Here is a 23,728-nt window from a genome sequence, read left to right on the forward strand (position 1 = left end):
CCCTCATGTGCGGAATAGCCGGGTTCCTCTCGGGCCCGTTGCCAGGAGCCACCGGGGTGATCACCTCGATGCTCTCGACCATCCGCCACCGCGGACCGGACCAGGCCGGCTACTACCTGGACGACGGGCTCGCCATGGGCACCGTACGGCTGGCGATCGTCGATCCCGCCGACGGCGACCAGCCGATGGCCGACCCGACCGAGCGCCACTGGATCTGCTTCAACGGCGAGATCTACAACCACGTCGAGCTGCGCGCGGAGCTGGAGGCCCTCGGCCGCCCGTTCCGCACCGACCACTCCGACACCGAGGTCGCGCTCCAGGCCTGGCTCCAGTGGGGCCCGGACTGCTTCGCCCGCTTCAACGGCCCGTTCGCGCTCGCGATCAGGGACAGCGCGACCGGCGGGCTGGTGCTGGCCCGCGACCGCTACGGCAAGCGCCCGCTGTACTACGCCGAGCACGACGGCGCCCTGCTGTTCGCCTCCGAGGCGAAGGCCTTCGGCGCCTTCCCCGGCTTCCGGTTCGAGCTGTCCCCGCAGGACCTGGCGGCCGTCTACGCGGTGTGGACGCCGCTGCCCGACCGCACGCCCTTCGCCGGCGTCCGCCAGCTGCCGATGGGCTCCTACCTGGAGGTGAACGGGCGCGGGCGCACCCTGCGCGCGTACGAGGAACTCACCTTCGACGTCCCGGGCTTCGACGGCACGGAGCAGGAGGCGGTCGCGTTCGTCCGGGAGAACCTGCGCAGCGCGGTGGAACTGCGCCTGCGCTCCGACGTCGAGGTCGGCGTCTACCTGAGCGGCGGCCTGGACTCCTCCGTGGTGACCAGCCTGGCGACCAGACTGTCCCGGCACCAGGTCCGCACCTTCTCGGTCGCCTTCAAGGACAAGGACTTCGACGAGTCCGACAGCCAGCTCCTGGTCGCCGGACACCTGGGCACCCTGCACTCCGCCCTCCCGGTCACCGGCGCGGACATCGCCGACAACCTGCCGGCCGCGGTGTACCACGCCGAGGTGCCCACCTTCCGGACGTCCTTCGTCCCGATGTTCCTGCTCTCCCGCCACGTCCGCGACGCCGGCATCAAGACCGTGCTCAGCGGCGAGGGCGCCGACGAGGCCTTCCTCGGCTACTCGCTGTTCCGCGAGACCATGCTGCGCGAGCGCTGGCACGAGCTCTCCGACACCGAGCGCCGCGCCGCCCTCGCCACCCTGCACCCCGAGCTGTCGCACTTCGGGCCGGCCCACCAGAGCCATCTGCTCGGCCTGTACCAGCAGTTCGCCACCGAGCGGCTCCCCGGCCTGTTCTCCCACGAACTGCGCTACCAGAACGGCAGGTTCGCGGCCCGGCTGCTCGCCGCCAAGGACGACCCGTTCGCCGGCCTGCTCGACCTGGTCGACCGGACCCCTGGCTACCGGTCCCTGTCCGCGGTGCAGAAGGCCCAGTGGCTGGAGTACAAGACCCTGCTGCCCGGCTTCCTGCTCTCGACCCAGGGCGAGCGCGTCGCGCTGGCGCACAGCGTGGAGAACCGCTGCCCGTTCCTCGACCCCGCGGTGGTGCGGGCCGCCGCCTCGGTCAACCTCCGCTTCGACGACGGCTGGAACGAGAAGGCCCTGCTGAAGAAGGCGTTCCGCGCCGAACTCCCGCAGTGGACCACCGTCCGCCCCAAGCAGCCCTACCGCGCCCCGGGGGCCGGGGCGTTCAAGGAGCACCGCCCCGACTACCTCGAACTGGTGCTCTCCGACGGCGAGCTGGGCAAGCTCGACTTCCTGGACCAGCGCTTCGCCCGCCGGCTGACGGACCGGATCATGTCCTCGCCCGTCGAGGAGGTGAGCACCAAGGAGGACCAGGCCTTCGTCTACCTGCTCACCACCGCCGTGCTCCACCGGCAGTTCGTGCTCGACGGCGCGGGCCGGGCCGGCGGCGCCCCGGCCGGAGCGCTCGACCTGAAGGTGACCGTGGACCGGCGTCACGCCGTCCGGACCGAGAAGGAGACCCGGTGACCACCGACGGCACGGCCATCATCGGGCTCGCCCTGCGCTTCCCCGGGGCCGACACCCTCCCCACGCTCTTCGGCCACCTCGCCGCCGGACGCTCGCTGATCACCGAAGTCCCCGCCGAACGGTGGTCCAAGGAGCGCTACTTCGGCGACCCGCGCACCGGCGGTGAGCGCACCAACAGCATCTGGGCCGGTTTCGTCGAGGACGCGGACCGCTTCGACGCCGCCTTCTTCAACATCTCCCCGCGCGAGGCCGAGACGATGGACCCGCAGCAGCGGTTCGCCCTCGAACTCGCCTGGAAGGCCATCGAGGACGCGGGCTACCGCGCGGGAGAACTCGCGGGCAGCAACACCGGCGTCTTCATGGGCCTGTGCCACGCCGACTACGCCGAACTCATCGAGCGCGACGACGTGGCCACCGACGCCTACCTCCCGACCGGGACGGCCTACTCGATCGTCGCCAACCGGCTCTCCTACTACTTCGACTTCCACGGCCCGAGCATCGCCAACGACACCGCCTGCTCCAGCTCCCTGGTCTCCGTCTACGAGGCGGTGACCGCGCTGAACAACGGCGACTGCGACCTGGCACTCGCCGGCGGCGTGAACCTGTGCTGGTCCCCCAAGCTCTTCGTCGCGTTCAGCAAGGCCGGCATGCTCTCGCCCACCGGCCGGGCGCACGCCTTCGACGAGAACGCCGACGGCTTCGTCCGCGGCGAGGGCGGGGCCGTCCTGCTGCTCAAGCCGCTCGCCCGGGCGCTCGCCGACGGCGACCCCGTCCACGGGGTGATCAAGGGGGTCGGCACCAACCACGGCGGCCGGACCAACTCGCTGACCGTGACCAGCCCGGCCGCCCAGGCCGCGCTGATCGAGTCCGTCCACACCAGGGCGGGCGTCGCCCCGGACACCGTCGGCTACATCGAGGCCCACGGCCCCGGCACCCCGGTCGGCGACCCGATCGAGGTCGTCGGCCTCAAGCGCGCCTTCCGCAGCCTGTACGAGGCGGCCGGCACCGAGCCCAGCCCCGGCACCACCGGCATCGGCTCGATCAAGACCAACATCGGGCACCTGGAGTCCGCCGCCGGAGTGGCCGGCGTGGTGAAGGTCGTCGCCGCCATGGCGGCCGGCGTGCTGCCCGCGACCGTCAACTTCCAGGCCCTCAACCCGCTGATCAACCTGGACGGCAGCCCCTTCTACGTCGTGGACGGGACGACGCCCTGGCCCGCCCCCGAGGGCGCCCCCCGCCGGGCCGGCGTCAGCTCCTTCGGCTTCGGCGGGACCAACGCCCACCTGCTGCTGGAGGAGCCGGAGCACCGAGCCGCGCCCTCCGAAGGCCCCGGACCGTACGTCCTCCCGCTGTCCGCGCGCAGCCCCGAGCGGCTGCGCGCCCTCGCGGCGCAGCTGCGCGAGCACCTGCTCGCGGCGGAGTCCGCGCTGCGGCCGCGGCAGTCCCTGGCCGACGTCGCCCACACCCTGCGGGTGGGCCGCGAGCCGCTGGCCGTCCGGGCGGCACTGGTCGTCGCCGACCGGGAGCAGCTGGCCGCCGCCCTGGAGTCGCTCGCCTCCGGCGCGCTCGCCGCGGGCGGGTCCCTCAACCCGGCCGGTGCCGGCCCCGAGGTCATGACGGCGGTCGAGGACTGGCTGGGCGGCGGGGACGCCGGCTGGCCGCACCACCCCGGGGCCCACCGGGTGCGGCTGCCCACCTACCCGTTCGCCCGGGACCGGCACTGGTACCGGATGCCGGAGCCCGTCGCCCCCGCCGTCGGGCAGCTGCACCCGCTCGTCCACCGCAACACCTCCGACCTGGCGCAGCAGCGCTACACCTCGACCTTCACCGGCGCCGAGCCCTTCCTCGACGACCACCGCGTCGGCGGCCGGCGGGTGCTGCCCGCCGCCGCCTACGTCGAGATGGCCAGGGCCGCCGTGGAGCGCTCCGCCACCGGGGAGGGCACCGTCCGGCTGAACGACCTGGCCTGGCTGCGGCCGGTCACCGTGGACGGGGAACCGGTCGACGTCCAGGTCGAACTGACGCCCGGGGAGCAGGGGATCGCGGTCGGGTTCCGGGTCGACGGGACGGTCCACGGCACCGGCCGCGCCGACCTCGTGCCGCCCGCCCCGCCGGCCCCGCTCGACCTGGCCGCGCTGCGCGCCTCCTGCCCCGACGCGGCCGACCCGGAGACCGTCCAGCAGCGGCTGCGCGCCCAGGGCCTGGAGTACGGCCCGGCGATGCGCGCGCTGCGGGAGCTGCGCACCGGCGCAGGCCAGGCACTCGCCCGCATCCGGGCCACCGAGCCCGAGGGCAGCGGCCACCTGCTGCCGCCGAGCCTGCTCGACGCGGCCTTCCAGGTCTCCGTCTCCCTGATGGGCGACCAGGACGGCCCGACCCTCCCGCTGGCCCTCGACGAGGTGCTGGTCCACCGGCCGTGCCCGGCCGAGAGCTGGGCCTCGGTCCGGCGGACCGGCGGCTCGGGAACCGTGGCCACCTTCGACATCGACCTGTGCGACCGGGAGGGCACCGTGCACGCCACGCTCCGCGGGCTGGCCCAGCGCGCCACCGGCGCCGGCCCCCGCGTCGTCACCGCCACCACCCGGTGGACGGACCGGCCGCTGCTCCCCGGCGCCACCGCCCGCACCCCGCACACCCCCGCGCTGCCCGGCATCTCCGCGTCGGCCCCGGCCGACGGCGTCGACGCCGTGACGGACGCGGTGTTCGCGGCCGTCCGGGACGTGCTGGCCTCCCGGCCCACCACGGAGCACCGCTTCGTGGTGCTGGTCGACGGACGCGTCCCGGCGCACTTCCACCGGCCGCTCGCGGGCCTGTTCCGCACCGTCGCCGCGGAGAACCCGCTGGTCTCGGGACGGGTGGTGCGGGTCGACGGGCTGGACGCGGCCGGCCACACGACGGTCGAGCGGATCGTCCGCGAGGAGTGCGCCGACGACGGCGCCGACAGCGAGGTCCGCCGGGCGGCCGACGGCGTCCGGCAGGTGCTGGAGCCGGTGGAGACGCCGCTCGGGTCCGGCCCCGCCGTGCCCGCGCTGCGCACCGGCGGGGTGTACTGGGTGACCGGCGGCCTGGGCGGCCTCGGCCCCCACGTCGCCCGCTACTACGGCCGGGCCCAGGCCACGGTCGTGCTCAGCGGCCGGTCCGCGTCGGGCTCGCTCGACGCGCTGCGCGCCGACGGCGTCGACGCCCACTACCTGCCGGTGGACGTCACCGACGCCGAGGAGGTCCGGGCCGCGGTCGAGACGATCCTGCGGGACCACGGCTCGCTCGACGGGGTCGTCCACGCGGCCGGCGTGCTGCGCGACCAGTACCTGGTGCGCAAGGACCTGGCCGACGTCCGCACGGTGACCGCGCCCAAGATCCGCGGCGCCCTCAACCTCGACGCCGCCACCCGCCACCTCGGCCTCGACCACTTCGTGCTGTTCTCCTCGGTCGCCTCGGTGTACGGCAACCCGGGCCAGTCCGACTACGCCGCGGCCAACGCGTTCCTGGACGCCTTCGCCGGGCACCGGCAGGCCCTGGTCGACGCCGGGGAGCGCGGCGGCCGTACCGTCGCGATCGGCTGGCCGCTGTGGGCGGACGGCGGCATGACGATGGACGCCGCCGGCCGGGAGGCGATGCGCCGCGAGCGCGGCTGGGAGCCGCTGCCCACCGAGGACGGGCTGCTCGCCCTCGGCCGGGCGCTCGCCGCCGACGCCCCGGCCCACGTCGTGGTCGGCTACGGCGCCGGCGCGACGCTCGCGGCCAGGACGGCCGCCGCCCCTCCCGCGGAGGCACCGGCCGCACCCGCGGTTCCCGCCGCCTCCGGCGCCGACGGCGGGGACCTGACCGAGCGGACCGAGGAACTGCTGCGGCGGGTCGTCGCCGAGGTCCTCCGGCACCCCCCGGAGCACCTCGACCCGGCCACCAACCTCATCGAGTACGGCATCGACTCGCTGAGCATCATGGGCGTGACCACCGAGCTGGAGAAGCTGTTCGGGCCGCTCTCCAAGACGATCTTCTTCGAGTACCTGAACATCGCCGACGTCGCCGCCCACTTCGTGGAGTCCCGGCGCGAGCAGCTGGAGGCCGTCCTCGGCTCGGCCGTACCGGAGCCCCCGGTGGTGTCCGAGCCGTCGGTGGTGCCGGAGCCCTCGGCGGTGCCGGAAGCCTCGGCGGTGCCGGAGCCCTCGGCGGTGCAGGAGAGCGGGCAGGCCACCGTCACCGCGCCCGAGGCGCCGTCGCGGCCCCGGCGGGACCGGGACGACCGGCACGACATCGCGATCATCGGGGTGTCCGGCCGCTACCCGGGCGCCGACACCCTCGACGAACTGTGGGAGCTGCTGGAGAACGGCCGGCACAGCTTCGAGGAGATCCCCGCCGAGCGCTGGGACCACGGCATCGTCCACGACAGCGACCGGTCCGTCCGGGGAAAGAGCGTCATCCGCACCGGGACCTTCCTGCGCGACATCGACGCCTTCGACCCCCGCTACTTCCGGATCTCCAAGCGCGAGGCCGAGCAGATGTCCCCGGAGGTACGCCTGTTCCTCCAGGCCGGCGTGCAGGCCCTGGAGGACTCGGGCTACTCCCGGGAGACCATCCGGCGGCGCTACCAGGGCGACGTCGGCGTGCTCGTCGGGACGATGAGCAACCACTACAACCTGTACGGCTTCCAGAACAGCCTCACCCGCGGAGCGCCGCAGAGCGGCAGCTACACCGGGACGATCCCCAACATGCTGTCCTACTTCTACGGCCTGACCGGGCCGTCGATCTTCCTGGACACCATGTGCTCGGCCTCCTCGACCTGCGTCCACCAGGCCGTGCAGATGCTGCGGGCCGGCGAGTGCCCGATGGTGGTCGCTGGCGGCGTCAACCTGCTGCTGCACCCGTACAACCTGGTCACCTCCTCGGAGGAGCACTTCACCACCGGCACCTCCGACGTGATCCGCAGCTTCGGCGTCGGCGTGGACGGCACCATCCTCGGCGAGGGCGTCGGCGCGGTGGTGCTCAAGCCGCTGGTCGACGCGGAGCGGGACGGCGACCACGTGTACGCCGTGATCAAGGGCACCGCCCTGTCCAACGCCGGTGCCCGCAACGGCTTCACCGTGCCCAGCCCGGCCATGCAGGCCAGGGCGGTCGAGAAGGCCGTCGAGGACGCCGGGATCGACCCGCGGACGATCACCTACGTGGAGGGCCACGGCTCGGGCACCGCGCTGGGCGACCCGATCGAGGTGCGCGCCCTCACCACGGCGTTCCGCGGGTTCACCGAGGACCGGCAGTACTGCGCGCTCGGGTCGGTCAAGGCCAACATGGGCCATCTGCTGGCCGCCGCCGGGATGGTGGGCCTGGCAAAGGTGCTGCTGCAACTGCGGCACGGCAAGCTGGTGCCCTCGCTGCACAGCACGGAGCTCAACCCGGACATCGACTTCGCGGACACGCCGTTCCGGGTGCAGCAGACCCTCGCCGACTGGCAGCCCGTCGTCACCACGGTCGACGGCCGGCAGGTCACCCACCCTCGCCGGGCCGGGATCACCTCGATCGGGGCCGGCGGCATGAACTCGCACATCATCCTGGAGGAGTACCCGCCGCACCCGGTGCGCCGGGAGCCGTTCGGCGAGCAGCTGTTCGTGTTCTCCGCGATGAACGAGGCCGCCCTCGGCCGCTACCTGGCCGTCTTCCGCGACCACCTGGCCGGGGCCCGCGAGGCCGACCTGCCCGACATCGCCTTCACCCTGCGGGTGGGGAAGAACGAACTGCCGCACCGCTGGGCCTTCGTGGCGGCCGACCTGGCCTCCGCGCTGGCCGCCGTCGACGGCTACCTGGCGGGCCGGCGGGAGCTGCCGGACCACGAGGTGGCCGGGCCCTGGCTCGCGGGCCGCGGCGTCGACTGGGACCGGCTGCCCACGGCCCGCCGGGTCCCGCTGCCCCCGTACCCCTTCGAGCAGGTGCGCTGCTGGGTCGAGCAGGAGCCCGACGCGCCGTCCGTGCTCGCCCCGCTGGCCTACCGGGAGCGGCTGCACCCGTTCCTGGGCCGCAACGAGTCCGACGTCCGCGGGCTGCGCTACACCGCGGAGATCCGCCTCGACGACCTCCTGGACTACACCTACCGGCAGGACAAGGTGCCCGTCGTCGTGTCCACCTTCGCGGTGGACCTCGCGCTCGCCACCGCGAAGGTCACCGGGTTCGCCGACGAGCCCGCGGTCCACGACCTGCGGGTGCTGCGTCCGGTCGACTGGTCCGCCACCGACCGCCTGGTCACCGAGTTCGCCGACGGCCACGGGCTGGTGCGGGCCGGGGACGGGCCGCCGGCCGTGGAGTTCACCGTCCGGCCGGCCACTGCGCCGCCGGCCGGACGGATCGACCTCACCGGCCTGCGGCCGCTGCTGGACCGGGCCGGCTTCCTGGCCGGACTGGCCGAGGGCGGGGTCGTTCCCCGGCCCGCCTCCTGCGGCGTCGACGGGGTGTCCACCGCCCGGGACGGCCGGACCGTGCTGCACCTGTCCGGCCCCGAGTTCCAGCAGGACCACGTCCGGCGCAACGTCGGCATCGAACCGTCCGTGCTCGCCGCGATCGCCCTGGGCGTGCAGTGGACGGCGCGCCGGGCCGGCGATCCGGAGTGGCCGCGGGTCGCGCCCAACCGGATCGGGGAGGTCACCGTCCGGGCCGGGGGTCCGGTCGCCCACGTCGTCCTCGGCGGGGACCGGATCGTCCTGGCCGACGGCTCCGGCGAGATCCTCGGCGTGCTGGACGGCGTGCGGTACGGCACCGGGGGCACCGCCTCGGCCGGCCACCGGGCCGCGCGGCCCGCCGTGGTTCGGCCGGCCGCCGTTCAGCCGGCCGTGGCCACGGCTGCCGTGACCACGACCACCGCAGCCACCGCAGCCCCGACCACCACCGCCGCAGCCACGACCGCCGCGACCGGGCCGGCGGCGTCCGGCGTCGTGGAGGTGCTGCGCGAGATCGCGGCGGGGCTGCTGAAGTTCGAGCCGGCCGAACTCGACCCGAGGACCGGCCTGGACGCGTTCGGCTTCGACTCCATCTCGCTGGTCTCCTTCGCCGAGCAGATCGAGGAGCGCTTCGGCGCCAGGGTCAGCCCGGCCGTGTTCTTCGACCTCAGCACCCTGGAGGCGCTGGGCGCCCACCTGGTCGACGAGCACGGGGTCCCGGCCGCGCCGCTCGACCCGGCCCGTCCCGTGGCCGTCGCAGCGGTCGTCCCCGCGGCCGCCACGGCGCCGGTCCCCTCGACCGCCACGGCTCCCGCACCGGCACCGTCACCCCGTGCCGGGACGGACCCGCTACCGCCGATCGCCGTGATCGGCGCCGCCGGACGCTTCCCCGGCGCCCGCGACCTCACCGAGTACTGGGCCAACCTGGTGGCCGGGCGGGACTCCGTCACCGGCTTCCCGCTGGACCGCTACGACGAGGAGCAGCGCCGGACCATCGCCGGCCTGGACTTCCCCCAGCGGATGGGCGTGCTGGACGACGTCGACGCCTTCGACGCGGCGTTCTTCCGCATCCTGCCGCGCGAGGCCGAGCTGATGGACCCGCAGCACCGCCTGGTACTCGAGACGGTGTGGCAGGCGCTGGAGGACAGCGCCCACCGGCCGAGCGAACTCCCCGCCAACACCGGGGTGTTCATCGGCGTCACCGGCAACGACTACGCGACGCTGCTCACCACCGGCGGGGTGCAGCCGGACGCCTTCACCGCGACCGGCAACACCCACTCGATCCTGGCCAACCGGATCTCCTACCTGCTCGACGTGCGCGGCCCGAGCGAGCCCATCGACACCGCCTGCTCCAGCTCGCTGGTGGCGGTGCACCGCGCCATGGAGGCCATCAGGTCCGGCGCGTGCGACCTGGCGATCGCGGGCGGGGTGAACGTCCTGCTCGACGCCGGCACCTTCGTCAGCGCCCACCGCGCCGGGATGCTCAGCCCGGACGGCCTGTGCCGCACCTTCGACGCCGACGCCGACGGCTACGTGCGCGGCGAGGGCGTCGGGGCCGTGATCCTCAAGCCGCTGGCGGCGGCCGAGCGGGACGGCGACGCGATCCTCGGCGTGCTCCGGGGCAGCGCCTACAACCACGGCGGCCGGGCCAACTCGCTCACCGCGCCGAACGCCGACGCCCAGGCCGAGCTGGTGACCGCCGCGGTCGGCGGCCTCGACCCGGACACCATCGGCTACATCGAGACCCACGGCACCGGCACCGCCCTCGGCGACCCGGTCGAGGTCCGCGCGCTGCGCACGGCGTTCCGCCGGCTCGGCCGCAGCGACGACGGCGCCTGCGGGCTCGGCTCGGTCAAGACCAACATCGGGCACCTGGAGTCCGCGGCGGGCATCGCGGGGCTGCTGAAGGTGCTGCTCGCGCTCCGGCACGGGGTGCTGCCCGCCAACCGGCACCTGCGGCGGGTCAACCCGTTCGTGGAGCTCGCCGACGGGCCCTTCCACCTGGTCGGGGAGAACGAGCCGTGGCCGCGCCCGCGCGACCGCGACGGCCGTGAGGCGCCGAGGCGCGCCGGGGTGAGCAGCTTCGGCTTCGGCGGCGTCAACGCCCACGTCGTGGTCGAGGAGTACGTCCGGGACGGTGCGGAGCGGGGCGGGCCCTCCGGGGACGTCGCGGTGCCGCTGTCGGCCCGTACGGCCCGGCAGCTGACCGACCGGGCCCGGGACCTGCTGGCCTTCCTGGAGTCCCCGGACGGGGACGGGGTGTCGCTGCGCTCCGTCGCCCGGACCCTCACGGCCGGCCGCGAGGAGATGGCCGAGCGGATCGGCTGGACGGTGTCCTCCCCGGCCGAACTCGCCGACCGCCTGCGGGCGTTCGTGACCACCGGCGAGCGCGGCGAGGCCTCCGGCGCGCTGGCGCGCTGGATCGCCGGTGAGGCCGTCGACCCGTCGGTCCCGGCCGACGGCCCCCCGCCCGGGCGGGTGCACCTGCCCGGGTACCCCTTCGCCCGGGACCGGTTCTGGTTTCCCCGGACCGGGCCGGTCCCGGGACCGGCCGGCCGGCCCGTGGCCCGGCCCCTCGCCGAGCCCGCCGCTGATCCGACCGCCGAGCCGGTCACCGAGCGCGCCGAGGCACCCGTCACCACCCTGTCGGTCCCGCAGTGGGCCCCGGCGCCCGCCGCGCCCGGGCGCCGCCACGACCGCCGCGCGGTCGTGCTGTGCGGCATCGCCGGGGACGTCCCCGGGGCGATCCGGCTGGAGACCGCCAAGCGGCGGCCCGAGAGCCGGTTCCGCGACCTGTCCTGGAAGCTGCTGGAGACCGTCCGGGGCCTGACGGCCGAGGACGGCACGGTGCTGGTCCAGGTGGTCACCGACACCCCCGCCCTGGCCGGACTGCTGCGCTCGGTGGCCAAGGAGGACCCGCGGGTCCTCGGTCAGGTGATCGTCGTGGACGGCGCCGCGGCCGCCGACCCGGCCGCGGTGGTCGCGGAGAACGCCGACGGGGCGGACGACCTCGTCCGCTACCACGACGGCGTCCGGCAGACCCGCATCTGGACCCAGGCCGGCCCCGCCGCCGGCCACCCCGCCCCGCCGTGGCGGGACGGCGGCGTCTACCTCGTCACCGGCGGGGCCGGGGGCATCGGCGCCGCGACGGCCCGCCGGATCGCCGCCGACGTCCGGCGGCCCACCCTCGTCCTCGCGGGCCGGTCACCGGCCGACGAGCGGGTGACGGCGCTGCTCGCCGAGCTGCGCCTGGCCGGCGCGCTGGCCCGCTACGTCCGGGCCGACGTCTCGCGCTGGGAGGAGGTCCGCCACCTGGTCGCCGAGGCGGGCGAGGTCACCGGAGTGGTGCACGCCGCGGGCGTGGTCCGCGACGCGCCGCTCGCGGACAAGACCCCGGAACAGTGGGAGGAGGTCCTCGGGGCGAAGGCGGACGGGCTCGTCCACCTCGACCGGGCCACCGAGCACTGCCCGCTGGAGTTCCTGCTCGCCTACTCCTCCGGCGCCGGGATCACCGGCAACCCGGGGCAGTGCGACTACGCGGCCGCCAACGCCTTCCTGGACGAGTTCGCCGCCGCGCGGAACGCCTCGGTCGCCCGCGGACAGCGGCGCGGCCGGACGCTCTCCGTCGCCTGGCCGCTGTGGCAGGACGGCGGCATGGCCGTCGACGAGCGCACCCTGGCCTACCTGCGGGAGGACCGCGGGCTGGTGCCGATGCCGACCGGCACCGGCCTCACCGCCCTGGTCGACGCCTGGCACACCGGGGCGGACCAGGTGTGGGTGCACCACGGCGTGCCGGCCGTCCCGGTGGCACCGCCCGTGGCCACGCCCGCGACCGCGCCGTCCGAGCGCGCCGTGCTGGACCACCTGCGGGAGGTCCTCGCGGAGGTCAGCGGGCTCGCCCCCGCCGAGGTGGACCCGGACCGGTCGTTCGTCGAGACGGGCCTGAACTCGGTGATGGTGCTCCAGCTCAACCGCGCCCTCACCCCGTTCTACCCGGAGGTCTCCTCGACCCTGTTCTACGAGCACCCGACCCTGCGGGCGGTGGCCGCCAGGCTCGCCGCCGGCCGGCGGCCGGAGCCCGCGCCTCAGCGGCCGGCCGGCGTTCCCGCCTCCGTCTCCACCGCCGTCTCCACCGCACAGCCCGTCGGGGGCCGACCCGTCGCCCCCGACGAGCCCATCGCCGTCATCGGGCTGAGCGGCCGCTACCCGGGCGCCGCCGACCTGGACGGCTTCTGGGAGAACCTCAGGGCCGGCCGCGACAGCATCCGCGAACTGGACCGCTGGCCGCTGGACGGCTTCTTCGAGGCCGACCGCGGCACCGCGGCCGCCACCGGGCGCAGCTACAGCAAGTGGGGCGGCTTCCTGGACGGCTTCGCGGACTTCGACCCGCGGTTCTTCGGCATCGCCCCGCGCGACGCGTACGCGATGGACCCGCAGGAGCGGCTGTTCGTCCAGGCCTCCTGGGAGGTGCTGGAGGACGCCGGGTACACCAGGGCGCGCCTCGCCGAGCAGCACGACCACCGGGTCGGGGTGTTCGCCGGCGTCACCAAGGTCGGGCACGCCCGGCACGGGGCGGGTCTGCTGCCCTCGGGCGAACTCGTCGTCCCCGGGCTGTCGTTCGCCTCGCTGAGTGCCAGGGTCTCCTACCTGCTGGACCTGTGCGGACCGAGCCTGACCGTGGACACCATGTGCTCGGCTTCGCTGACCGCGATCCACGAGGCCTGCGAGCAGCTGCGCAGCGGCGCCTGCGAGGTCGCCATCGCCGGTGGGGCGAACGTCTACTCCCACCCGCTGGACTACGTCGAGCTGTGCCGCTCCGGCATGCTCTCCTCCGACCGGCACTGCCGCAGCTTCGGCTCCGGCGGCCACGGGTTCGTCCCCGGCGAGGGCGTCGGCTGCGTGCTGCTCAAGCCGCTGTCCCGGGCGCTCGCCGACGGGGACCGGGTGCTGGGGCTGATCCGCGCCACCGGCGTCAACCACGGCGGGCGCAGCACCGGTTACACCGTGCCGAGCCCGACCGCCCAGGGCGCGCTGATCCGCCGGGTGCTCGACCGCGCCGGCGTCTCCGCCCGGCAGGTCGGGTACGTGGAGGCGCACGGCACCGGCACCGAGCTGGGCGACCCGATCGAGGTCGCCGGGCTGGCCGGGGCGTTCCGGCAGGACACCGACGACCGGCAGTACTGCGCGCTCGGCTCGGTGAAGTCCGGCATCGGGCACCTGGAGGCCGCGGCCGGCGTGGCCGGCCTCACCAAGGTGCTGCTCCAGCTCAGGCACCGGGAGCTGGTGCCCACCCTGCACGCCGAACAGCCCAACCCGAACATCGACTTCGCATCGTCCCCCTTCCGGCTCCAGCGCGAACTGGCGCCCTGGCACAGCGAGGGCCCGCGGATCGCCGCGGTGTCCTCCTTCGGTGCCGGCGGCTCCAACGCGCACGTGATCGTCGAGGAGTATCCCGTGCAACCCGCAGACGGCACCGAGGACGGCGCCGAGCAGGTCGTCGTCCTGTCCGCCCGGACACCCGAACAACTCACCGCCTCCGTCGACCGGTTGGCCGCGTTCCTCGACCGGGAGCCGCGGACGCCGCTGGCCGGGGTCGCGTACACGCTCCAGGTCGGGCGGGAGGCGCTGGCCGAGCGGTACGCGGTCGTGGTCTCCTCCACCGGGGAACTGCGGGACGCGCTGCGTTCCGGCCGGGGACACCGGGGCACCGCGGGGGCCTCCGGCGGGCTGCTCGCCGAACTCACCGCGGACGGCGAGCTCCAGGAGCTGCTCGTGCGGCGGTGGAGCGCCGCCGGGGAGCTGACCAAGATCGCGGCCCTGTGGGCGTCCGGCGTCGCGGTCGACTGGCGGCGGCTGCACCCGGGGGCGCGGCGGACGGTCTCGCTGCCCACCTACCCGTTCGCGGCGGACCGGTTCTGGGTCGGCGACCTGGCCCCGGCCGGGGCGGCGCCCGCACCTACGGCCGTACCCGCTCCGGTGGCCGCTCCGGTGGCCGTCGCGGCGCCGGAGCCGGTGCAGGCCGTCGAACCGGTCAGCGAACCGGCCGACCTGGACGAGCTGGTGCCCGTGCTGGTGCGGCAGAAGGTCGCCGCGGCCCTCGCGCTGGACCCGGGCGAGGTCCTCGGCGGGCTCGCCTTCGCCGACCTGGGCCTGGACTCCATCCTCGGGGTCAGGGTGGTCCACGAGCTCAACACCGCGCTCGCGCTGGACCTTTCGACCACGGTGGTGTTCGACCACAGCACGGTCGACCGGCTGGCCGCGCACCTGCTCGCCGAGTACCGGGACGTCATCGCGCCCGCCCGCGCCGAGGCCCCCGTCCCCGAGCCCGCTCCGGCTCCTGCCCCTCAGTCCCCTGTCGCTCCGGCCCCCGTCCGTCAGGAGCCCCGCCCCGTACGGGCGGAACGCGCCCCGGAGAGCACCGACCGCGGGCCGATCGCGGTGGTCGGCATGAGCGGCCGGTTCGCCGGCACCGGCTCGCTCGACGAGCTGTGGACCCGGCTGGAGCACGGGGACGACCTGGTCACCGGCACCACCCGGTTCCGCCTCGACGGCGTGAGCCCGTGCACCCGGGGCGGCTTCCTCGACCGGATCGACGAGTTCGACGCGCTGTTCTTCAACATCTCCGGCACCGAGGCCGCCGCGATGGACCCCCAGCAGCGGCTGCTGCTGGAGGAGTCGTGGAAGGCCCTGGAGGACGCCGGGTACGCCGGCCGGATGGAGCACCGCCCCTGCGGGGTGTACGTCGGCGCCTGGGCCGGGGACTACCTGGAACTGCTCGACGAGGACGCCCCGGCCCAGGCCCTGTGGGGCAACATGGCCTCGGTGATCCCGAGCCGGGTCAGCTACGCCCTCGACCTCAAGGGCCCGGCGATCGCCGTCGACACCTCCTGCTCCAGCTCGCTGGTGGCGATCGACCTGGCCTGCAAGGACCTCTGGTCCGGCGAGACCTCGATGGCCCTGGCCGGCGGGGTGTTCGTCCAGTCCACGCCGCGGCTGTACGGGCTCGCGGGCCGCGCCGGGATGCTGTCCCCGACCGGCCGCTGCCACAGCTTCGACCACCGCGCGGACGGCTTCGTCCCCGGTGAGGGCGTCGGGGTCGTGGTACTCAAGCGGCTCTCCGACGCGCTGGCGGACGGCGACCACGTGCACGGCGTGATCACGGCCGTCGGGGTCAACCAGGACGGCGCCACCAACGGGATCACCGCCCCGAGTTCGGTCTCCCAGGAGAACCTGATCGGCTCGCTGTACGAGCGGTCCGGCGTCGACGTGGAGCGGATCGGACTGGTCGAGGCGCACGGCACCGGCACTCCGCTGGGAGACCCGATCGAGTTCCGCGCCCTGGACCGGGTCTTCCGCGCCCGCACCGACCGCACCGAGTTCTGCGCGCTGGGTTCGGTGAAGACGAACATCGGGCACGCCCAGTTCGCCGCCGGCATCGCGGGCGTGCTGAAGGTCCTGCTGGCGCTGCGGCACCGGCGGATCCCCGGCTCGCTGAACTTCGAGACCGCGAACGAGGCGGTCCCGCTGGCCGGCAGCCCGTTCTACGTCAACTCCCTGGCCCGGGAGTGGGCCGCGCCCGAGGGCGGCCCGCGCTGCGGGGTGGTGAGCTCCTTCGGCGCCAGCGGCACCAACGCCCACGTCGTCATCGAGGAGGCGCCGCCGGTCGTCCGGCCCCCGGCGCCGCGCACGGACCACCCGGTGGTGCTGTCGGCGCAGACCGAACCGCAGCTCGCCGAGCAGCGGCGCCGGCTCGCGGCGCACCTGCGGGCCCACCCCTCGGTGGACCTGGGCGACCTCGCCCACACCCTGTGGGCCGGCCGCAGGCGCTTCGAGCACCGCTTCGCGTGCCTGGTGAGCGACACCGCCGAACTGCTCGCGGTGCTCGACGGCGACGCGCCCGCCCGTCCGGCGGGCGACGCCCCGGCGCCGTCGCGCGGCCGGATCGTCCCGCTGCCGACCTACCCGTTCGCCCCGGACCGGCACGGGCCCTCGGCGGGCCGCGACCGCGTCACGCTCGCCCGGACGGACGGCCTGCTGCGCGACCACGTCGTGCAGGGGCGGCACATCCTGCCCGCCGTCGCCCATCTGGAGCTGGCCCGCCGGGCCCTCGGCGGCACCCGGCTGCGGATGACCAACGTGACGTGGGTGCAGCCGCTGGAGGTCGGGGCGGAGCCCGTCGAGGTGCTGGTCGGCCTGCGGGCAGCCGCCCGTGGCGGCCACCGCTTCGAGATCTCCACCGGCGGGACGGTCCGCTGCGAGGGCACGGTGGCGCACTCCGACGCCCCGCGCCCGGCCAGGGTGGACCTCGCCGCCCTGCGCGCCGACTGCCGGGAGACGGTGACCGGCGAACGGATCCACCAGGCGCTGCGGTCGAAGGGCATCGAGCACGGCCCGAGCCTGCGGGCGATCCGGCAGGCGCACGTGGGCTCCGACACGGTGCTCGCCGAACTGGTCCTGCCCGGCTCGGCCGAGCCCGGGGCACTCGCCCCCGCCCTGCTCGACTCGGCGATCCAGGCCACCGTCGCGGCGCACCTGACGCGACTGCACGACACCGCGGTGCCGTTCGCGCTGGAGCGGCTCGACCTGTTCGCCCCCTGCACCCCGGCGATGACGGCCGTGGTGCGGGGCATCGGGGCCGGGCCGCTCGGCCGGCTCGACATCGACCTGGTGGACGGGGACGGCGAGGTCCGGGTCCGGCTGACCGGCTACAGCTCCCGCCGGACCGCACCGTCGGCCGTCGCGCCGTCGGCCACCGCACCGTCGTCCGTCGTGCCGTCGGCCACCGCACCGTCGTCCGTCGTGCCGTCGGTCACCGCGCCGCGCACCGGAGCACCCGTCACGACCGGCGCACCCGCGGAACCGCACACCGGCGCGCCCGTCGAACCGGCCCTCTACGCCCCGGTCTGGGACCCGATCGCCGCGACCGACCCCCGGGTGCCCGCCGCCGCGGACCGGGTCCTGGTCGTCGGCGGTCCGTCCCCGCTCGAAGGCGCGCTCGGCTGGCCGCTGCCCGCCACCGCGACCGTCGAGGAGGCCACCGCCGCGCTGCGCGGCCTCGGCCCGATCGACCACCTGGTGTGGACGGCGCCCGAGACCAAGCTCGCGCCCACCGACGCCGCCGGGTACACCGGCGCGCAGAACGACGGCGTGGTGGCGGCGTTCCGGCTGGTGAAGGCGCTGATCGCGGCCGGCTACGACGCCAGGCCGCTCGGCATCACCCTGGTGACGACCCGGGCCCTGGCCACCCACCCGGACGACGCGGTCCAGCCCGCCCACGCCGGGCTGCACGGCCTGTTCGGCTCGCTGGGCCGGGAGTACCGCAACTGGACCGTCCGCCGGGTCGACCTGGACGGCTCCGGCTGGCCCGCCGACCTCACCGCACTGCCCGCCCACTCCCCCGACGACTCCTGGGTCCGGCGGACCGGTCAGTGGCTGGCCCGCCGCTGGGCCCCGTGCGAGGCCCCCGAGCGGCCGGTGTACCGCGACGGCGGCGTGTACGTCGTCATCGGCGGCGCCGGCGGGCTGGGCGCGGCGTGGACCGGCCACGTGGTCGGGAACCACGGCGCCCACGTCACCTGGATCGGCCGCCGGGCGCAGGACGCCGCGATCACCGAGCGGATCCACGCCGCCGGAGGCCCCGGGCACGTCCGCTACCTCCAGGCCGACGCCGGGGACCCGGCCGCGCTGCGCCGGGCGCTGGCGGAGGTCCGACGCGAGCACCCCCGGGTGCACGGCGTCGTCCAGGCCACCCTGGTGCTGCGGGACGCCACCTTCGCCCGGATGGACGAGGCCGACCTGCGGGCCGCCCTGGCCGCCAAGGTCGACGTGACGGCCGCGATGGCCGAGGTGTTCGACGGCGAACCGCTGGACTTCGCCGTCCTGATGTCCTCGATGCAGTCCTTCACGACCGCCGCCGGCCAGGGCAACTACGCGGCCGGCTGCACCTTCAGCGACGCCTACGCCCACGCCCTGGGGCAGCACTGGGACACCCCGGTGCGGGTGATGAACTGGGGCTGGTGGGGCGGACTCGGGAGCGTGACCTCCGAGTTCTACCGGGAGCGGATGACCAGGGTCGGCCTGGTGTCGATCGAACCGCCGGAGGGGCTCGCCGCCCTGGACGCCCTGCTCGGCGGCGCGCAGCGGCAGCTCGCCTACGTGCGGACCGACCGGCGCAACACCCTGGCCAACTTCGACCGCGCCACCAGGGTCTCCGCGCCCGCCCCGGCCGGCCCTCCGCACACCGGCGCGCTGCCGGCCGGCCCCGGCTCCGGCTCCGGACTCGACTCCGGCCTCGGTTCCGGCCTCCACGAGGCGACGGCGGAGGCGGACCCCGACCTGGACGAGGTCGTCCGCTGGCGGCGGGCCGAACGGGACCCGTGGCTGGCCAAGGTCCTCGCCGCGCAGCTGGCCGACGTCGACCGCACGGCGGTGCTGCCGCAGTACGCCCAGTGGTGGGAGCACGCCCAGCGGGTCCTGGTGCCCGCCGAGCCCGCCGACCTCGTGCTGGCCCGCTGGGAGCGGCAGTGCGAGCGGTGGTCCACGGACCCCGACCGGGCGGCGGAGCTGCGGCTGGCCTCGGCCATGCTCGGCGCCCTGCCCGAGATCCTGACCGGCCGCACCCGCCCGACCGACGTGATGTTCCCGCGCGGCTCGATGGAGCTGGTGGAGGGCTGCTACCGCGACAACCACGTCGCCGACCTGTTCAACCGCACCATGGCCGGGAGCGCCGCCGCGCTGGTCGCCGACCGGCTGCGCCGGGAGCCGGGCGCCCGGCTGCGGATCCTGGAGATCGGCGCCGGCACCGGCGGCACCAGCGTGGGGATGTTCGCGGCCCTCCAGCCGTACCGGGAGAGCATCGAGCGCTATGTCTACACGGACGTGTCCAAGGCCTTCCTGAACCACGCCCGGGCCTCCTACGGCCCCGAAGTGCCGTACCTGGACTGCCGGTTGCTGAACATCGAGCAGCCGCTGTCCGGACAGGAGGTGCCCGAGGGCGTCTTCGACCTGGTCATCGCCGCGAACGTGCTGCACGCGACCAGGGACACCCGCAACACCCTGCGCAACGCCAAGGCGGCCCTGCGGCCGGGCGGGTGGCTGCTGCTGAACGAGCTCTCCGCGTTCGACCTGTTCAGCCATGTGACCTTCGGTCTGCTCGAAGGCTGGTGGCTGTTCGACGACCGGTCGCTGCGGATTCCCGGCTCGCCGGCGCTGTCGCCCGAGAGCTGGCGGGACGTGCTGGCCGGTGAGGGCTTCCGCACCGTGGTGTTCCCGCTGTCCCGGGCGCTGCCGCTCGGACAGCAGGTCATCGCGGCGGAGAGCGACGGGGTGTCCCGGCAGCTGGTGCCGGAGGGAAGCCGGCCGCAGGCCGCCCCGGCCCCGACCCCGACCCGGCCCGTCAAGGCCCGTACCGCCGAGGCACCGCCCGCACCTGCGCCGGCACCCGCCCCCGCCCCTGCCCCTGCCCCTGCACCCGCCGCGCAGGCCGCCCCCGTCGCCGCACCGGTCCTGGTGGCGCCGGCCGATCCTGCCGCGCTGATCCTGGCGAAGGCCGCGACCGTCCTCGGCATCCCCGCCGAGCGGATCGACACCTCCGCCCCGCTCACCGACTACGGGCTGGACTCGATCCTCGTCCTCCAGCTCACCAACGCCCTGCGCGAGCACTTCGGCGAGGACGTCTCCCCGACCCTGCTGTTCGAGGCCGAGAGCGTCGACGCGCTCTGCGCCCACCTGGCCGGTGCCCCCGGGCGGCGCTGGGCCCTGTCCAGCGGGCAGCTGACCATGTACCGGGACCAGCTGCGCTGCCCGGACTCCGTCGCCTACCACCTGCCGCTCCTCTTCGAGGTCCACGGCGACCCGGACGAGGCGGCGCTGGAGCGCGCGGTCCTGGAGCAGTCCGCGATCCACCCGCTGCTGGGCGCGGTGATCGCCGAACGGGACGGCGTGCCGTACCTGGAGGTCGATCCGGCCCGGGGCCCGTCCTTCGAGCGGGTCGCTCTCACGGCCACCACCAGGGCCGGCCGGCAGGCCGCGCTGCGCGAACTGGTCGGCGCTCCCTTCGACCTGGCCGCGGGGCCGCTGGTCCGGGCGCACCTGGTCACGCTCCCCGACGGCCGCCGCCTGCTGCTGGTCACCGCCCACCACATCCTGCTGGACGGCACCTCCACGGCCCTGCTGGTCCGCACGCTGGGCGACGCCTACCGGGGTCGGGCGCGGCTGCGCGGCGCCGAGTTCGGCGAGTTCACCGCCTGGGAGGAGGAGCTGCTGGCCGGCCCGCGAGGGCGGCGCCACCGGGACCACTGGCTGACGGAACTGGCCGGCGCCGACCGGCGGCTCGCCCTGCCGTACGACCGTCCGCCGGTGCCGGGGCGGCTGCCCGACGCCGACGTGGTGGTGGCCCGGGTGCCGGGTGAGCTGGCCGCCGAGGTCGCCGGTACGGCGCGCCGGCACCGGGTCAGCGTCTCGACCGTGCTGTTCGCGGCCTACGCCCGGTGCCTGCACCGGTGGACAGGACAGGACGACCTGATCGCCGGGGTCACCACGGTGGCGCGCTACGAAGAGCGGTTCCAGGACGTGGTCGGCCAGTTCGCGAACTGCCTGCCGATCCGGTCCACGGCCACTGCCCCGGCCGGCGCCCCGGAGGACGTCGCCGGGCAGCTCAGGTCGCTCCACCGCCGGGTGGTGGCCGGGATCGAGCACGGCGCCTACCCGCTGGCGGAGATCGGCCGGGCCCTGGGCGGCGGTGACGAGCCGCTGGTGCGGGCCAACTTCCTGTTCCAGAACTTCGACGGCGCCGAGCTGCTCACCGGCGGCTCGCCCGCCGGGCCCGGCGAGTTGGACCTCGGGACCTTCGAGGACCTGCCCTACCCGGGCGAGTACCCGCTCGCCCTGGAGGTCTACCGGGAGGGCGACGGCTACAAGGCCTTCCTCAAGTACGACACCAGGGCCTTCGAGCAGGCCACGGCCCGGCGGATGGCGGACGAGTGGCTGGCGGCCGTCCGCACGGTGTCGGCCGCCGGGTAGCGCCGGACGCGCGAGGAGGCCGGGCCCGCAGCGAGTGCTGCGGGCCCGGCCTCGTCGGTACCTGCGGTCAGTTGAGGGCCGCCAGCACCGACGGGTCGTACGGCACCGCCCCGTCCAGCCCGCCGTTCAGCGCCCGCTCCGCCCAGTCGGGGTTGGCCAGCAGCGCCCGGCCGACGGCGACCAGGTCGAACTCGTCGCGCTCCAACCGGTCGAGCAGGCCCTCCACGCCGGTCAGCCCGGACGGCTTGGTGAAGCCCTCGCTGAACACGCCCTCGCCGTACTGGCGGTCGAGCCCGACCGAGCCGACCGTCACCGCCGGACGGCCGGTGAGCTTGCGCGCCCAGCCCGCCAGGTTGAGCTCACAGCCCTCGAACTCGGGCTGCCAGTAGCGCCGGGTGGAGGCGTGGAAGACGTCCACACCCGCCTCGGCCAGCGGGGTCAGCAGCTGCTCCAGCTCCTCCGGGCTCTCCGCGGTCCGCGCGTCGTAGTGGTCGACCTTCCACTGGGAGAGCCGGAAGAAGACCGGGAACCGCGGGCCGACCGCCGCGCGGACGGCCCGCACGATCTCGGCCGCGAACCGGGCCCTGGAGGCCGGGTCGCCACCGTAGCCGTCGGTGCGGCGGTTGGTGCCGCTCCACAGGAAGTCGTCGATCAGGTAGCCGTGCGCGCCGTGCACCTCGACGCCGTCGAAGCCGAGCCGCTGGGCGTCCGCGGCGGCGCGGGCGAAGGAGGCCACCGTCTCGTCGATGTCCCGACAGGTCATGGCCCGCCCCGTCGGGCTGCCGTCCAGTCCGATCCCGGACGGCCCCTCGGCGGGCGGCTCGGTGCCCGGCCGCTGGACGCCGGTGTGCCACAGCTGCGGGATGATCCGGCCGCCGGCCGCGTGCACCCCGGCCACCACCCGGGACCAGCCCGCCAGCGCCTGCTCGCCGTGGAAGTCCGGCACCCCGTCGTAGGCCCGCGCGGCGGGGCGGTCGACGTAGGTGCCCTCGGTGACGATCAGCCCCACCTGGTGCGCGGCCCGGCGGGCGTAGTACTCCGCGACGTCCGGGCCGGGCACCCCTCCGGGGGACTTCATCCTGGTCATCGGCGCCATCACGATCCGGTTCCGGACCGTCAGGCCACCCACGGTGAACGGCTCTCCCAAACCCGCCATTGTTCCTCCCACTTTCGTTTGAATTCAGGATTCCCCCGTCGATTTCCTGCGAACCACGCCGCCAGTTCCTTCGGACGAATATTCCGCGCCCGTACCGTCGACAATCGGGGATTATATCGGCGCCGCCGATCCGGGAGTCCAGTGGGACGCGCACGCGAACCCGCACCGCCTGGTGCACCGCTCAAGGCGATGCACTGCATCGACACAATCGTCTTGACCATGTCCGAGGTGGTCGCGGATAGTGGTCCGCAGTGGTTCCGCGCCGCCCTTTCGAATCGACACCGGACCATGCACCCCCGTTGCCGGAAAGCGTCGCGGACAGGATTTCCGACCAGGGGAAGGCGACGCACCGGAATGGACCGCGAATTGACGGGGAAGCGCGCGGTGGTCACCGGCGGAAGCCGCGGCATCGGCGCCGCCATCGCACGGAAGCTGCTGGCGGACGGCGCCACCGTCGTCACCACCGCCCGCAAGCCGACCGAGGACACCCCGTCCGGCTCCACCTTCGTGCCGTCCGACCTGAGCACCGCGGACGGCGTCCGCGAATTCGCCGGCACCGCGCTGGAAATCCTCGGCGGCGTGGACATCGTGGTCAACAACGCCGGCGGCTGCCGGACGTTCCAGAGCGCGCTGGACATCGAGCACGACTGGCAGTTCACCATGGACATCAATTTCCTCGCCGCGGTCCGGCTCAATTCCGCGCTGGTGCCCGCGATGCGTTCCGGCGGGAGCGGCGGCGTCATCGTCCACATGTCCTCGATCGCCACCACCTCGTCCTATCCGGTGATCCTGCACTACGCCGCCGCGAAAGCCGCCCTGGAGGTCTACCACAAGGGGCTGTCGGCCGAACTGGCGGCGGACGGCATCCGGGTCGTCGCGCTCTCCCCGGGGAACGTCATGACGCCGGGCGCGGACGAGGCCAGGGACGGGATCGCCGACTACCTCGGGACGACCGGGGAGGCGGACTGGGCCGAGGGCATCCCGCTCGGACGGATCGGGCGGACCGAGGACATCGCCGAGGCGGTGGGGTTCCTGGTGTCCCCGCGCGCCTCCTGGATCACCGGCAGCAACCTCGTCATCGACGGCGGGCGGCTCGCGGCACTGTGAGCGCCCCCGGGACCGGAAGGACAGACAAC

The 23,728-nt window shown here is 74.9% G+C and carries 4 protein-coding genes; 3 read left to right on the forward strand and 1 reads right to left on the reverse strand.

Annotated features, from left to right (window positions below; genetic code table 11):
* The first annotated feature begins 56 nt into the window (after window positions 1-56).
* Together asnB and ACIQOW_RS24525 are read left to right on the forward strand one after the other, a co-directional pair.
* The gene (asnB, locus tag ACIQOW_RS24520) at window positions 57-1,994 is read left to right on the forward strand and encodes an asparagine synthase (glutamine-hydrolyzing) (protein ID WP_401088314.1); all 1,938 of its coding nucleotides are present in this window, start codon (window positions 57-59) and stop codon (window positions 1,992-1,994) included.
* Window positions 1,991-21,436 carry an SDR family NAD(P)-dependent oxidoreductase gene (locus tag ACIQOW_RS24525; protein WP_401088316.1) on the forward strand — a complete coding sequence of 6,482 codons (19,446 nt, stop codon included), beginning with the start codon at window positions 1,991-1,993 and terminating at the stop codon, window positions 21,434-21,436. Before asnB ends, ACIQOW_RS24525 begins: the two co-directional genes overlap by 4 nt.
* A gap of 67 nt (window positions 21,437-21,503) precedes the next feature.
* On the opposite strand, the gene ACIQOW_RS24530 is transcribed toward ACIQOW_RS24525, so the two are convergent.
* The gene (locus tag ACIQOW_RS24530; RefSeq protein ID WP_401088318.1) at window positions 21,504-22,592 is read right to left on the reverse strand and encodes an NADH:flavin oxidoreductase; all 1,089 of its coding nucleotides are present in this window, start codon (window positions 22,590-22,592) and stop codon (window positions 21,504-21,506) included.
* A gap of 354 nt (window positions 22,593-22,946) precedes the next feature.
* On the opposite strand from ACIQOW_RS24530, the gene ACIQOW_RS24535 reads away from it, so the two are divergent.
* Entirely contained in the window at window positions 22,947-23,699 is a 753-nt protein-coding gene (locus ACIQOW_RS24535) for an oxidoreductase (RefSeq protein WP_401088320.1), read from the forward strand.
* Window positions 23,700-23,728: the final 29 nt, after the last annotated feature.

The sequence above is a fragment of the Kitasatospora sp. NPDC091335 genome, from assembly GCF_044757205.1.
GTDB lineage: Bacteria > Actinomycetota > Actinomycetes > Streptomycetales > Streptomycetaceae > Kitasatospora.